Origin of the sequence: Microcystis viridis FACHB-1342 (assembly GCF_014698335.1) — a bacterium.
Taxonomy (GTDB): domain Bacteria; phylum Cyanobacteriota; class Cyanobacteriia; order Cyanobacteriales; family Microcystaceae; genus Microcystis; species Microcystis ichthyoblabe_A.
In genome coordinates, this window is the sequence record NZ_JACJSV010000096.1 from 1 (window position 1) to 13,456 (window position 13,456).

The following is a 13,456-nucleotide window of genomic DNA, read 5'->3' on the forward strand; positions in this document are numbered from 1 at the left end:
TCATTTTGGGTCTGATTTGTTTTTGTTAATGATCAGACAGTACCTGATGAGCCTTTCTTTGTCAACTCTTGAGGTTGATGCGTTTCATTTTTGAATTGGCGCTTTAAGGATGGTATTATGTCAGACACAACGCAGTTAACACCGGAAAAAATTGCTCAGTACCGTATTCAATTTGCGGACAATGAGAACGCTTTAATTGCACTTGATGTTATTGAGGAATGTGAAGGAAACTTACAAGACGCAATCATTTTAATGAGAATGCGCGAAACTGGAACAGAACCAGATAAAAGCTTAGATTTAGATGAATTAGCGACAAAATGTCGTCCTTTTATTTGTTCAGCCAAAACTAAAAAAGTCTTTAAACTGATTGGAATTGTCGCAGGATGTTTACAGTTTCCCGTTACTTTAGTTGTTCCCGTCGTTTTGTTTGTTGTCGAAGATATTGGTTTAGATGCTTTTTGTAAGGAGACAGATTAAAATCCTGTAGCAATAAAACCTGCCCAATAATAGGGATTTTTAAAGGGATAGGGTTGACGTTGACGAATTTGTTTCAGAGACTCGTTAAAAATTGGGCGTTTTCCTCCTCCCAGTTGATTGATGATTTTATCTAATTGGAGTTGAAATCTTTCTAATTCTTGTTCAAATTGGTCAAGGGTTAAGGTTTGTAGCCATTTTTGAGCATTTTTAAGACTAACTGCAATTTCACCTTTTTTGGGATTTTTGGGTAAAGTTTCATAAAATTTGATCAGTAAAAATGCAGTTGATAAATCATTTACTTTCCACAAACTACTAACAACGCTAGGACTACCTGCAAATAGAAAACCGCTCGGTAAACCGATATATTCATCACTAATAGAATTAAGATCAATTAAGCCAGTTTCGCAAGCAGAAAGCATGACAAGACGACAGTTTTTAAAATTCAGTTCAAATATTTCTCCTAATCTTAAATAACCATCTTCTTGATCTGTTTTTTCTTTGGTAAGAATTAAAGCAGATTCTAGGGGTTTACTAGGGTTAAATGTACCATGACAAGAAAAATGGATACAGTTAGCTAAGGGGAAGTTTTGATGAGTTTTGATGGCGATTTCAGTAGCGTTTTGTTTGGCTAAAATATCACTTTGAACAAACAAATTTTTAATGATTTCTACTTCTAAATCCGTAAAAAGTAGATTATTTTGGGGGTTTTGAATGGCAAAAAGGGAGTTTAAATCGTTTAATTGACGCTGTTGAGTAATTTTAAATAATTGACAACTAGGGGCATATTGAACATCATATTTATCTTGTAATATTTGATTGTGATTAATAGGTAAAGCATGAAGGGGTAAAATATGCAGAAATAAATAAGGAATAATAATTAAGCGTTTACAAGTATTTGGAATAAGTGTCAGAATATCATTAATATGTAGGGTATCTGAGAAGGTTTGCAGGAGGTCAGAAAGTTGATTTATCCATTCTTGATGGCCATTTTGGGAGTAGTAAAGCTGTAGATAATTATTAATTAAATCAGTTAATTTATCTCGATCATCTTCTGAAGATTCCCAAAGGTTAATATTTCCATCAGCAGATACAACAAAAGCGAGTATTTTCTCACTTGTGATATACCATTGCAAAAGACAAGTTTCAGCATCGGTTAAAGATAAAATGTCTTGAAAGGGAATAGGCTTAACCGTTTGAGTTAAAATAAAATTCTCATCTATTTTCGTTATTTCACGGTCAATAAATTGATTTAATTCTTGTTTTAATTTATTGAGGTGAGTATAGTCATTTAAGATGGGTTGTCTTTGTTCATCTAGAGTTAAAGTTACTCCCCGATTGCGGGTTTGTTCTTGGATGGCTAACTGTTGTTCTTCCCCAATAATGGCACGACGGAGGCGATCTAATTCCGTAATAATAGTTTGGGGGATATTACCTTTAGGATAGATATCTCGGTCGGTAAGCAATTGGACTAAATAGCGGGTTTTGCTGCGTTCAACGTATTCTAAGGCGCGATCTGGTTGATTGAGGTTGAGATAGGATTGAACAATGCCATGATAAACATCCATTGCCTCAGAGAGAATTTCTTGTTGTCGTTGGGGGTTTAAGGCTTCGAGTCGGGTATTTTCTACTGCTTCGATAGCTAAGTTGTAGCCTTTGATGGCGGTTTCCCAGTCTTGGATAAAGTTGGCAGTATTTCCTAAGTTTCGTCCTATTCCTAAACAGTATATGGGATAAGCAGTGGGGGTATATACTTCTAAAGACAGGTTATAAGCTGTGATCGCCAACTTTAGATTTTCTGTCCTTTCCTCTCTATTGATCGCCAACTTTAGATTTTCTGTCCTTTCCTCTCTATCGTCAAATCTATCTTCAAAACATCTGTTGTGAAGATAGGCATTCCCCAGATTATTTTGTGACCTTGCCCAATATTCAGGAAAAGCTTCACGGGTATAAACTTCTAAAGACTGGTTATATGCGGCGATCGCTAACTCTAGATTATCTGTGATTTCCCCAAGAATGGGACGAACATGAGTATTCCTAAAATTATTTTGTGACCTTGCCCATTCATCAGGAAAGGCATCACGAGTATGGACTTTTAATTTTAAAGATAGGTTATAAGCTACAATAGTGAACTCTAAATTATCTATCCTTTCCCCAAGAATGCGAACATAAGTATTCCCCAAATTATTTTGTGACCTTGCCCATTCATCAGGAAAGGCATCACAGGTATATACTTTTAATGATAGTTTATAAGCTACAATAGCTAACTCTAGATTATCTGCCTTTTCGCCTTTAATGCGAGTTTGATAAACATTTCCCAAATTATTTTGTGACCTTGCCCATTCATAGGGAAAGGCTTCACGGGTATATACTTCTAATGACAGGTTAAAAGCTTCAATGGCTAACTCTAGATTATCTGCCCTTTCCCCTCTGATGCGATCTAGATAAGCAGCACCCAGATTATTTTGTGACCTTGCCCAATCTTCAGGAAAGGCATCACGAGTATAGACTTCTAATGACTGGTTTAAAGCTACGATAGCTAACTCTAGATTATCAGCCCTTTCCCCTCTGATGCGTTCACGATAAGCATTACCCAGATTATTTTGTGTCCCAGCCCAATCTTCAGGAAAAGCTTCACGAGTTCTTACTTCTAAAGATAGGTTATGAGCGGTGATCGCTAACTCTAAATTATTAGCCCTTTCCCCTCTGATGCGATTTCTATAAGCTTCTCCCAGATTATTTTGTGTTGTTGCCCATTTATCAGGAAATGCTTCACGAGTATATACTTCCAAGAGCGTCTGATAGCCTTTAATCGCAATTTCCAGATTATTAGCTCGACTGCCCAAGGGAAACTCTGAAATATCAACACATAAATTTTGAATTATCCCTGCAACACCTGCCACATTCCCTTGAGAAAAAACATTGTTATCGTCTTGTTCAGGACAAGCTTGACGGTTTAATACTTCTAAAGACAGCTTAAAAGCTGTGATCGCCAACTCTATATTTTCTGCTCTTTCCCCAAGAATGCGATCTCTATAAGCATCCACCAAGACAAGTTGTGTCCTTGCCCATTCAGAAGGAAAGTTATCACGGTTTCTTACTTCTAAAGACTGGTTAAAAGCTGCGATCGCCAACTCTATATTTTCTGCTCTTTCCCCAAGAATGCGATCTCTATAAGCTAACCCTAAATTATATTGTGATCTTGCCCATTCATAAGGAAAGGCTTCACGGGTATAGACTTCTAATGACTGATTTAAAGCTACGATGGCTAACTCTAGATTATCTGCTTTTTCCCCTTTGATGCGATTACGATAAGCACACCCCAGATTATTTTGTAAATTTGCCCAATCTTCAGAAAAGGCTTCACGAGTAAATACATCTAAAGACTGGTTGTACGCGGCAATAGCTAACTCTAGATTATCTGCCTTTTCCCCAAGAATGCGATCACTATAAGCAATCCCCAGACTATTTTGTAAACTTGCCCATCGATAAGAAAAAACATTACGGCTATATACTTCTAAGAGAGCTTGATAGCCTGTAATAGCAATTTCCAGATTATTAGTTCTACTTCCCAAGGAAAACTGTTGAATATTAATACATAAATATTGAATCACTCTGCCAATACCTGCTACTTCTTCAGCATTCCATTCAGAAAACACATTTCTAGCGCGTTGTTGCAACACTTGGGCAAAGGTATCATCTAACAGATGTTGACGGCGTTGTAGGATAGGATAAACCACGGTAGGATCACTATTACTCTCTGCTTCTGCTTGTAAGACTTCTAATAAAAACGCCTGATACTCCTCTATACTTCCCGCTTGACGGTTGAGATATCGCCCCAACTGTTGCGCCATATTCCGTAACCAAGCAACAGGATTATGATTTCCTTGTTGTTCTAACCAAGTTGCATAGTTTTCCATCACCTGCAAAAATTCGGGATCGATCAATTCCTGATTTGCTTGCAGAATATTGGGTTCCTCCCCATCAGCAGAAGTGAGCAACTGTTCAATTAAATTAACATAAGCTTGGGCGCGTTGTTCATTCATTGTCTGTACTGTGATTAGAATGATTGAATGAGGGACTATGATGTTTTTTGGCGGATGACTCTATGATAGGATGAGTCCCCTTGATATAGGGCGATTATGACACAGAATGCTATAGAGGATATTAACTATAAACGCTCAAACTCATCAACCCTTAATCCCGCCTGCCTTAAAATACTGCTAATTGTACCGATTGTTACCTCCTTATAACAGGGAACAATCGTTGTCCTTTTTCCTTCCGGAGTATCCTTGGCAAACTTAACATGACTCCCCTTTTGACTAACAACTTCAAACCCTGCCGCTTCCAACTTGCGTTTAATCTCACGATAAGATAAAGGCTTAAGCGGCATTGATCTCTACCTCTATCTTCTGTAATCGGGGAATAACTGTTGCACAAGGCGGTTCAAAATGTAATTCTAAAGCCTCTTGCAGATTGTTTAACGCCTCGGTTTCCGTTTCCCCTTGACTAGCAACATCAACCTCTAAACATTGGGCAACAAACCAATTATCTTCTTGAAAAATTCTCGCTGTAAGTACCTGTCTCATTTTCACTTTCCTGATTGAGCTTTCCATGATTATAGGTCAGGCTAGAATGACAGTCAATTAAATAATCATATAGATCATGCTTTAGACTTCTACATAACAAGATTCTATACTTTATATCCCGTAACCAAGCAACAGGAGTATTATTTCTTTGTTCTTCTAACCCTGTTGCATAGTCTTCCATCATTGTCTGTACTGTGATTGATGTGATTATGTGATGGACTGTGATTTTTTTTGAGAGAGAGCGACCTTATGATATAGTGTGATACAATAAATATTCGTGATTGTCAAGGGGGGGTCGCTGCCAAATTTGTTTGATATATTCCAAGTTTCTGCCTTAGAACATATCAAACAAATTACTTTTCTGCACAAATAACTGTCATTACAGCAACTTCTTTGTCCAATTGATCTCCTATTTCATCTTCAACAACGTCCAGATCGTAATCCATTTGTAATCCCAGCCAAAATCGCGGTGACATATCAAAATAACGAGCTAACCGAAGAGCTATATCCGCCGTGATACACCGCTTTCCGTGAACGATTTCGTTAATACATTGTTCGGGAACTCCAAGAGCCAGAGCTATTTGATTCTGACTAAGGTTCATTGGCTTGATAAATTCCTCTAAAAGAACCTCACCGGGATGAATTGGCATTAGTTTATCTTCATTCATTATTTTACCTCAATGATAATCAACGATTTCTACGTCTAGAGCATCACCGTTTTGCCAGACAAAGCAAATTCGCCATTGATCGTTAACCCGAATGCTATATTGACCTTCCCTGTCACCAACCAGACGTTCCAATCGATTTGCTGGTGGGACACGAAGATCTTGCAGGGTTTCCGCACGATTAAGCATCCGCAATTTTCGCAATGCCACTTGTTGGATATCTAATGGCAATTTACGCGAATGTTTACGTTCAAAAACTTTTTGAGCTTCTTTATCTTTAAAGTTTTGGCTCACTCTCTAAACAATTTCTTATCCTACTTTTAAGTATATGACGTAAGGATGCTCCAATGGCAGAACTGGTTGGGGAACAGGCCAGACAGGGACTTCTGCGAATGCGTCTGGGGCCAAGATGACGCGACGACGAATGAGCGCGGTAGCCTTCATGTTGGATATACTAACAACACCTTAGCCTATTGTCAATGTCCCCAACAGTTAAAAACGCCTCATATTCTTCTATATTTCTCGCTTGAGGGTTGAGATATTGCCCAAAGTTTTGTGTTAAATCAATCTGCATGGTTATTATTGTATCCTTATTATTCTAACCCCGTTGCATAGTTTTCCATCACCTGCAAAAATTCGGGATCGATCAATTCCATATTAGCTTGCAGAATATTAGTTCGTTCCTCATCATCAGCACAAATGAGCAACTGTTCAATTAAATTAATATATGCTTGGGAGTGTTGTTCATTCATTGTCTGTACTGTGATTGATGTGATTATGTGATGAACTGTGATGTTTTTTCGATATACCAACCGTATAATATAATATAATAAACACTCATGATTGTCAAAGATAACCTAATCATAGTCGATCATTCAATCATTCTAATCATAGTTTAGACATTATTAAGGAGAAAGACTATGGACATCACCATCCATCTTAGCCAAGAACAAAGGGAAAAACTCGCCTACATCCAACAACATAGCGATCAGGATATAACTACCCTACTCAATCAAGTTATTGAGCAACAATATACCAAACTACACCCGCGTAACTCAGATCCCCTTAAAGTGCTGAAAGAAAGCGGTTTTATTGGGTGTGGACAAGGTTCGCCCGATCTTTCTACTAACTATAAAACTATCCTGAAGGAAGAATGGTCAGCCAAACATGATTATAGTTGATACAGGCTTCTGGTTGGCCCTCGCCAATGAGCAAGATCATCATCATCAACAAGCACAGCTTGTAATTCAAAGATTGCGAGAACCCCTAATAACAACCTGGTGTGTTGTCACCGAAACTTGTTACCTTTTGCTAACTCGTCTCGGTAATCATGCTCAACTGCTATTTATTCAAAATTTCTTAGCAGGTGGTTTTGAAGTATTTGAATTACAATCAAATCATGTTAGACGAATGGAACAACTCATAGACCGTTATGAAGATATACCAATGGATCTAGCTGATGCTTCATTAGTAGTATTAGCTGAAAACTTAGGACACGGGAGAATTTTAACGTCAGATCGCCGCGATTTTTCAATCTATCGCTGGCAGGATAACCATACTTTTCAAAATTTATTCTTAGAATATCCTTAGTACTTGGGAATCAAATGAATAGGATTTTTGTGATTGTGTGATTGTCTAAAAACAATCTAATCATAGTCGATCATTTAATCACTCTCAATCATAGTTTAGACGGTATTGTAATTAAGGATTACCGGAAATAACAAACCTACCCACTGCCACTAAAAACCCTCCTACCGCCGTAATTAAAATACCAATTAATGTCCAAATTTGAGCCTGTTGTGAACCTTTAATTGCCTTAACATCTTGCTTCAGGTTATCGATTTCCACCTTTAATACCTGTCTTTCCCCCTTAGCTTCTGTTAACTCAATTTTGATGTCTGTAACATCTTTTTGTAAATTCTCTAATTTGTGATTAATTTGAGCTAAAATTTCCCCTAGGTTTTGTTCAATTATTACTGACATTTATATTTTTCCTCATAATCAAAAAGCTCCCCGAATCATTCACCCTAAAACTCAAAAGTGTTGACCCAGTTTTTGGATAGCAAAAAATAATAAATTTTATCCTTTTCACAAAGCATTTTTGGGGCGACGGTTCCAGAATTCGGGCTAGTCAAAGACTAAACCCGAACTTGACCGAGTTTTTTAATCCTCTAAACTAATCTTGACCGGATTAACTTTCCAAATCTCTTGACAATATTCCCAGATTGTGCGATCGCTAGAGAATTTTGCCATGCGAACCGAGTTAAGAATCGACATCCGCGTCCACTTGTCCCGATCGCGATAAGCTTCACTTACCTGTTCCTGACAATCAGCGTAGGATTGATAATCAGCTAAAAGCATATACTGGTCATCGTAGAGGAGAGAATCAACGATCGGCCTGAATAATTCCTGGTCACCATGGCTAAAATAACCACTCTTAATTCGATCGATCACTCCCTTCAATTCGCGATTATTTTTGTAATAGCTCATCGGTTCATAACCCTGTGCTTTCTTAGCATAAACTTCTTCTGCTGTCAAGCCAAAAAGGAAGAAATTTTCTGCCCCTGCTTCCTCGCGAATTTCGATATTAGCGCCGTCCAGAGTCCCAATGGTGAGGGAGCCATTCATGGCAAACTTCATATTACCGGTTCCGGAAGCTTCCTTACCCGCCGTAGAAATCTGTTCGGAAAGATCCGCCGCCGGATAGATGCGTTGACCCAAAGAAACGTTAAAGTTAGGCAGGAAAACCAATTTTAAACGACCTCTGACATCAGGATCCTTATTCACAATTTCAGCCACAGCATTAGTTAACTTAATAATTAACTTCGCCATAAAGTAACCGGGGGCTGCCTTACCACCAAAGATAAAAGTGCGCGGCACAATATCGATCTGAGGGTTCTGTTTAATGCGATTATAAAGGGCGATAATGTGCAGAACTGCCAGATGTTGGCGTTTGTATTCGTGAATCCGTTTTACCTGCACATCGAAAATCGAATTAACATCCACCTCGATATTGCGGGTTTTCAGCATATAAGCCGCTAAATCGGCCTTATTCGCCTGTTTAATTTCATACCAACGCTGACGGAATTCAGGATCATCAAGGTATTGTTCCAGTTTTCGCAATTCCTTCAGGTCTTTTAACCAATTATCGCCGATTTTTTCGGTAAATAGTGCCGATAATTGGGGATTGCTCAATAAAATCCACCGGCGCGGGGTGACACCATTGGTTTTATTATAGAATTTTTCTGGCCAGAGCATGGCAAACTCTTTCAGGGTGTCTTTTTGCAGCAACTCGGTGTGTAAGGCAGCGACTCCGTTAATCGAGTGACTACCCACACAGGCTAAATTAGCCATGCGAATTTGTTTATTACCCCAACCAGCTTCTTCAACTATCGACAATTTGCCCAATAATTCCTCGTTATCGGGAAACCAAGTCCGCACATCGTCGAGGAAAAAGTGATTAATCAGGTAGATAATTTCTAGATGTCGGGGTAGCAATTTCCCGATCAGATCCGCCGACCAACGTTCTAGGGCTTCTGGCAATAGGGTATGATTGGTATAAGCGAAGGTTTTTTGGGTAATTGTCCAAGCTTTTGACCATTCTAAGCCGTTTTCATCCACTAACAAACGCATTAACTCAGCGATCGCAATGGCGGGGTGAGTGTCGTTTAGTTGAATAGCGGCGGTTTCGTGGAAATTTTGCAGATTTTTGTGGCTTTTTAGGTGAATGCGAATTAAATCTTGCAGGGAAGCGGCCACAAAAAAGTATTGTTGGGCGAGACGTAATTCGCGACCGGCGGGGGTATTATCGTTGGGATAAAGGACTTTAGAAATGGTTTCCGCGTCCATTTTTTCAGCCACGGATTGATCGTATAACCCGGCGTTAAAAGCCTCAAAATTAAACGATTCACTTGCTTCTGCTTTCCAGAGACGCAAAGCGTTAACCGTGTTGGTTTTGTAACCCGGGACGGGGGTATCGTGGGGAATGGCTAAAACCCGACGTTCCGGCAGCCATTGTACCCGTTCCTGTCCCTTATCATCGTGATAGATTTCCGTCCGGCCACCCAGTTTTACTTCCACACTTTCATCGGGACGGGGTAATTCCCAAGGATTGCCGAAGCGTAGCCAGTTATCGGGGATTTCCACCTGCCAACCGTCTTGGATCATTTGATGAAAAATGCCAAATTCGTAGCGGATACCGTAGCCGATGGCGGGAATTTCCAAGGAAGCGAGAGAATCAAGGAAACAAGCCGCTAAACGCCCTAAACCGCCGTTGCCGAGGCCGGGATCTGGTTCCTGTTCGATAATTTCCTCAAAATCAAGACCTAATTCCTCGATCATCTCTTTGATTAGGTCGTAAATACCCAAATTAGCGAGATTATTACCTAAATACCGCCCCATGAGAAATTCGGCGGAGAAATAGCAGACGAGTTTAACTTTTTCTTGTTTGTAGGTGTCGGTGGATTTCAGAAAACGACGCAGCAGGCGATCGCGAACGGTGTAGGCAAGGGCGACATAGTAATTGTAGGGACTGGCATTAGTGCGGTTAACCCCTTGCAAATAAAATAGATTGTCCAGAAAAGCCCGTTTTAGGGTTTCGGGACTCATGCCCGTGCGATCATCTTCAACTAAAGTGGGGCATTGAAGTGCTTCACGCCCATCAGCTAGGCTAGAGGTTGTCTCCATGGGTTTTTGTTGTCCATATATTCGGGAGTCGATCGCCGATCAGACCTGATGACGATATCCTTTATAGTTTACTTGTTACCTTTTGGAGAGACTCAGACATTTAGATTTCTATTGGTTTTGAGGGGAGCAGCGATCGCAATTACCAACAAAAAAAGGGTGAACCCTGTCCACCCTCCCACAATTATTTACAAAAAAAGCTTAATAGCGTTTTTTTCTGTCACCACCACCACCATTGAAGGGCGCACGCTCTTCACGATCGCGGGCTTCGTTAACTTTAATTGCTCGCCCCATCCATTCAGCACCATCCAGTGCGGCAATTGCTTTGGTTTCCTGGGCTTTATTTTCCATTTCCACGAAGGCGAAACCGCGTTTGCGCTGTGTCTCTTTGTCAACGGGAATATGGACTCTTTGGACCTTGCCGTAGTCTGTAAAGACCTCGACCAGATCATCTTGGGAAATATCGTAAGAGAGATTACCAACAAAAATAGACATAATACTTGAATCCTCGATCAATACTCGAAACGGTGTGGAGACACAAAATTCAGGGAGAAGCCGAACAATACTAAAGTAAAAAACTTACCAGATTAATACTGGAAACGAACTTGAACACTAATCTTGACTCTTGCCTCGATCATAACACAGAAAGAGTCGATCGCCGATCAGAATCTGATGGCGATATCCCTTATAGTTTACTTGGGGTTTGCTGAATAAATCTAAAAACCTTGTTAGATAAGGTTTTTAGACTTTTTTTACCTCAAAAAGTGCTGACCCTTGGAGTGATCGGGGGTAAAATTCAGGTACTTTTTCCCTGAAAATTAGGTAACTGACCCCCTGAAAATGGGTAAAACCCCACACCCCACACCCCACACCCCACACCCTGCCCCCACGAAAAACTTTTTGCCGCAAACCCTAATTAACGACAAAAAAAGGGTGAACCCTGTCCACCCTCCCACAATTATTCACAAAAAAAGCTTAATAGCGTTTTTTTCTGTCACCACCACCACCATTGAAGGGCGCACGCTCTTCACGCTCGCGGGCTTCGTTAACTTTAATTGATCGCCCCATCCAGTCAGCGCCATCTAGTGCCTCAATCGCTTTGGCTTCCTGGGCTTTATCTTCCATTTCCACGAAGGCGAAACCGCGTTTGCGCTGTGTCTCTTTGTCAACGGGAATATGAACCCTTTTAACCTTGCCGTAGTCTTGAAAGACCTCGACCAGATCCTCTTGGGAAATCTCGTAAGAGAGATTACCAACAAAAATAGACATAATACTTGAATCCTCGAACAATACTCGAAACGGTGTGGAGACACAAAATTCAGGGAGAAGCCGAACAATACTAAAGTAAAAGACTTACCGAGTTAATACTGAAAACGAACTTGAACACCAATCTTGACTCTCGCCTCGATCATAACACGAAAAGACTGGAGTTAATGTTAACTTTTATTCTCTGGGGCAAGAGACTGTTTTGGCTATCGGTGGCTACTCCCTCAACTGCTAGCTTTTTTCTCCCGACGAAATAACCAAATCATCAGGGCCACCACACCGATTTGTAGGGCAAAATTGGGTAAAGCGGTGGCTACGTCCCTGCCTGCCGCTAATTGGGCCAGAAAAACCACCGCACCAATAAAACCGGAAGCACCTAAACCGAGATAGATAAACTGCCGCAGACCTCGGTAGGGATTGGCCGCTTCCTCTTTCAAGCGGGCGTATTTTTGGGTATCGAGTCGAGGGGATTTGCTCATAAAAAAATCTTTCTAGCTTTGTATCTATTGTCCGTGATATAATCGGAAACTGGCAATGTGCCGATGTAGCTCAGTGGTAGAGTAGTTGATTCGTAATCAATTGGTCGTGGGTTCAAATCCCATCATCGGCTTGGGGTTTTACCTCCCGGAAGTTGACTAAGAAATACTGGTACAGTGGTTAAATGCCTTGGTTTTGTGGCGGCTATGGCAAAACCCCCTAAGGCCTTTGCCGGGGATTTGCGGCTCTCTTGGGTTTGGTGGGTAAAATCTATTCTCAGATACATTCCCACTGGCGAGCGAATGGAACGAACCACAAAGACACAAAGGACACAAAGATTGATCGGTCTTATATAAGTTAAACTTATCACAACAAGAGTAAGAGAGCCGATTGACTTCAATAAGCCATTTTAGCAGCAAACAAGAGGTAAAAGAGTTAATTCCTCTAACCGATCGTTCCCTATTTTGGTCGAAATCTTTGGGAAAAAATCAGCTAGTTACTAAAGAAAAGTTTGAATAATTTCTGCGATCGCTTGACGTTGGCAATCGTCATATCCCCAGCGTTCTAGAAAGGCTTGATATTCTCCTTGTCCTGTGTTTAAACTGGTAGCTAATTGTCGTAATTTTTCCCCCAAGGCTGGCGATAATAACTGCTTAATTAGTTGACTGTTTTTTTCTTGGACTTTCTCAGAACCTCGAGCATTTTCTTCGTCTCCTTGACTGCGATGATAGATGACCATTGCCGTGGACATGACCAGATTTTTAACTAATAATTCATTCACCAATGTCGGGGAAGTTTTTAAAGCGGTGATTACCTCCAAACTAGGATATTCCGTATAGGATAAATCGCTGGTTGAATAAGTAACAAAGAATCCTCTGGCTCCATTTTCTGTTGAGACTAACTCAGTAATTTCCTGAGTGATTGTATCGGTATCTAAAAACTCAATTTGACTTAGTAAATCTTGAGTTTGCTGGATAGCATTTTCAAAAGTTATACCCATAACAATAAATATCCTTCTGTGAAGTTTAATAGAAAAATACTAAGCGTCTAAAGCATTTAACCAATTAGTTAAATCCTCCACTGTCGAAAAATCCAATAAAGCTTCTCCCACTCGTTCCAGAGCATCAATATTTAAGGTTATAATCCAACTCTCTAGAGCCACATCAATAGCTCCTAACTTACGTTTAATCAGACGAATAATGGCTCTTCGTTACCCTTTATGCTAAATCAACAGACAAGATGCCAAGACAACATACTTCTAACCCAAAAATTCCGAAAGTTTCTAAAGCCATAGCCTCTCCG

At 40.1% G+C, this 13,456-nt stretch carries 15 protein-coding genes, 1 tRNA gene and 1 pseudogene; 4 read left to right on the forward strand and 13 right to left on the reverse strand.

Going from position 1 to position 13,456, the window contains the following annotated elements; translation table 11 throughout:
• Positions 1–117: 117 nt before the first annotated feature.
• Positions 118–477 (forward strand): hypothetical protein, encoded by a 360-nt coding sequence (locus H6G40_RS21130; RefSeq protein ID WP_069475674.1) that lies wholly within the window; start codon positions 118–120, stop codon positions 475–477.
• Here H6G40_RS21130 and H6G40_RS21135 read toward each other — a convergent pair.
• From H6G40_RS21135 to H6G40_RS21160, 6 genes are all read right to left on the reverse strand, one after another.
• Entirely contained in the window at positions 474–4,520 is a 4,047-nt protein-coding gene (locus tag H6G40_RS21135; protein ID WP_069475673.1) for a CHAT domain-containing protein, read from the reverse strand. The genes H6G40_RS21130 and H6G40_RS21135 overlap by 4 nt on opposite strands.
• Before the next feature lie 125 nt (positions 4,521–4,645).
• Positions 4,646–4,867 (reverse strand): type II toxin-antitoxin system HicA family toxin, encoded by a 222-nt coding sequence (locus H6G40_RS21140; protein WP_069475672.1) that lies wholly within the window; start codon positions 4,865–4,867, stop codon positions 4,646–4,648.
• Entirely contained in the window at positions 4,857–5,063 is a 207-nt protein-coding gene (locus H6G40_RS21145; RefSeq protein WP_002740815.1) for a type II toxin-antitoxin system HicB family antitoxin, read from the reverse strand. Before H6G40_RS21145 ends, H6G40_RS21140 begins: the two co-directional genes overlap by 11 nt.
• 353 nt (positions 5,064–5,416) lie before the next feature.
• Positions 5,417–5,731, reverse strand: a complete 315-nt coding sequence (locus tag H6G40_RS21150; RefSeq protein ID WP_002737909.1) for a HigA family addiction module antitoxin — start codon at positions 5,729–5,731, stop codon at positions 5,417–5,419.
• Between the two features lie 9 nt (positions 5,732–5,740).
• On the reverse strand, positions 5,741–6,022 hold the full coding sequence (locus H6G40_RS21155) for a type II toxin-antitoxin system RelE/ParE family toxin (RefSeq protein ID WP_002737336.1): 282 nt from the start codon (positions 6,020–6,022) through the stop codon (positions 5,741–5,743).
• Positions 6,023–6,321: 299 nt separating this feature from the next.
• The gene (locus H6G40_RS21160; RefSeq protein ID WP_176721701.1) at positions 6,322–6,480 is read right to left on the reverse strand and encodes a hypothetical protein; all 159 of its coding nucleotides are present in this window, start codon (positions 6,478–6,480) and stop codon (positions 6,322–6,324) included.
• 168 nt (positions 6,481–6,648) lie between these two features.
• Here H6G40_RS21160 and H6G40_RS21165 point away from each other — a divergent pair, with 168 nt between their 5' ends.
• On the forward strand, positions 6,649–6,909 hold the full coding sequence (locus H6G40_RS21165) for a hypothetical protein (RefSeq protein ID WP_002737535.1): 261 nt from the start codon (positions 6,649–6,651) through the stop codon (positions 6,907–6,909).
• A complete protein-coding gene (locus H6G40_RS21170) occupies positions 6,896–7,318 on the forward strand; it encodes a type II toxin-antitoxin system VapC family toxin (protein WP_042790766.1) in 423 nt (140 codons plus the stop codon). Before H6G40_RS21165 ends, H6G40_RS21170 begins: the two co-directional genes overlap by 14 nt.
• 111 nt (positions 7,319–7,429) lie before the next feature.
• On the opposite strand, the gene H6G40_RS21175 is transcribed toward H6G40_RS21170, so the two are convergent.
• The 5 genes from H6G40_RS21175 to H6G40_RS21195 all read right to left on the reverse strand — a co-directional run bounded on the left by H6G40_RS21175 (position 7,430) and on the right by H6G40_RS21195 (position 12,156).
• Positions 7,430–7,711: a hemolysin XhlA family protein gene (locus tag H6G40_RS21175; RefSeq protein WP_002736843.1), complete on the reverse strand. Its 282-nt coding sequence runs from the start codon at positions 7,709–7,711 to the stop codon at positions 7,430–7,432.
• A gap of 180 nt (positions 7,712–7,891) precedes the next feature.
• A complete protein-coding gene (locus tag H6G40_RS21180) occupies positions 7,892–10,414 on the reverse strand; it encodes a glycogen/starch/alpha-glucan phosphorylase (RefSeq protein WP_002736567.1) in 2,523 nt (840 codons plus the stop codon).
• A 198-nt stretch (positions 10,415–10,612) separates the two neighbouring features.
• The gene (locus tag H6G40_RS21185; protein ID WP_002738211.1) at positions 10,613–10,906 is read right to left on the reverse strand and encodes an RNA recognition motif domain-containing protein; all 294 of its coding nucleotides are present in this window, start codon (positions 10,904–10,906) and stop codon (positions 10,613–10,615) included.
• 480 nt (positions 10,907–11,386) lie between these two features.
• The gene (locus tag H6G40_RS21190) at positions 11,387–11,680 is read right to left on the reverse strand and encodes an RNA recognition motif domain-containing protein (protein WP_002736839.1); all 294 of its coding nucleotides are present in this window, start codon (positions 11,678–11,680) and stop codon (positions 11,387–11,389) included.
• Positions 11,681–11,901: 221 nt separating this feature from the next.
• A complete protein-coding gene (locus H6G40_RS21195) occupies positions 11,902–12,156 on the reverse strand; it encodes a DUF3493 domain-containing protein (protein ID WP_002737802.1) in 255 nt (84 codons plus the stop codon).
• A gap of 59 nt (positions 12,157–12,215) precedes the next feature.
• Between H6G40_RS21195 and H6G40_RS21200 the strand changes: the two genes are divergently transcribed.
• Positions 12,216–12,287, forward strand: a tRNA-Thr gene (locus H6G40_RS21200).
• Between the two features lie 366 nt (positions 12,288–12,653).
• Here the strand turns inward: H6G40_RS21200 and H6G40_RS21205 are convergent.
• Together H6G40_RS21205 and H6G40_RS21210 are read right to left on the reverse strand one after the other, a co-directional pair.
• A complete protein-coding gene (locus tag H6G40_RS21205; protein WP_002736130.1) occupies positions 12,654–13,154 on the reverse strand; it encodes a hypothetical protein in 501 nt (166 codons plus the stop codon).
• A gap of 39 nt (positions 13,155–13,193) precedes the next feature.
• Positions 13,194–13,364, reverse strand: a pseudogene (locus tag H6G40_RS21210) (DUF4351 domain-containing protein); the annotation flags it as partial.
• Positions 13,365–13,456 lie beyond the last annotated feature (92 nt).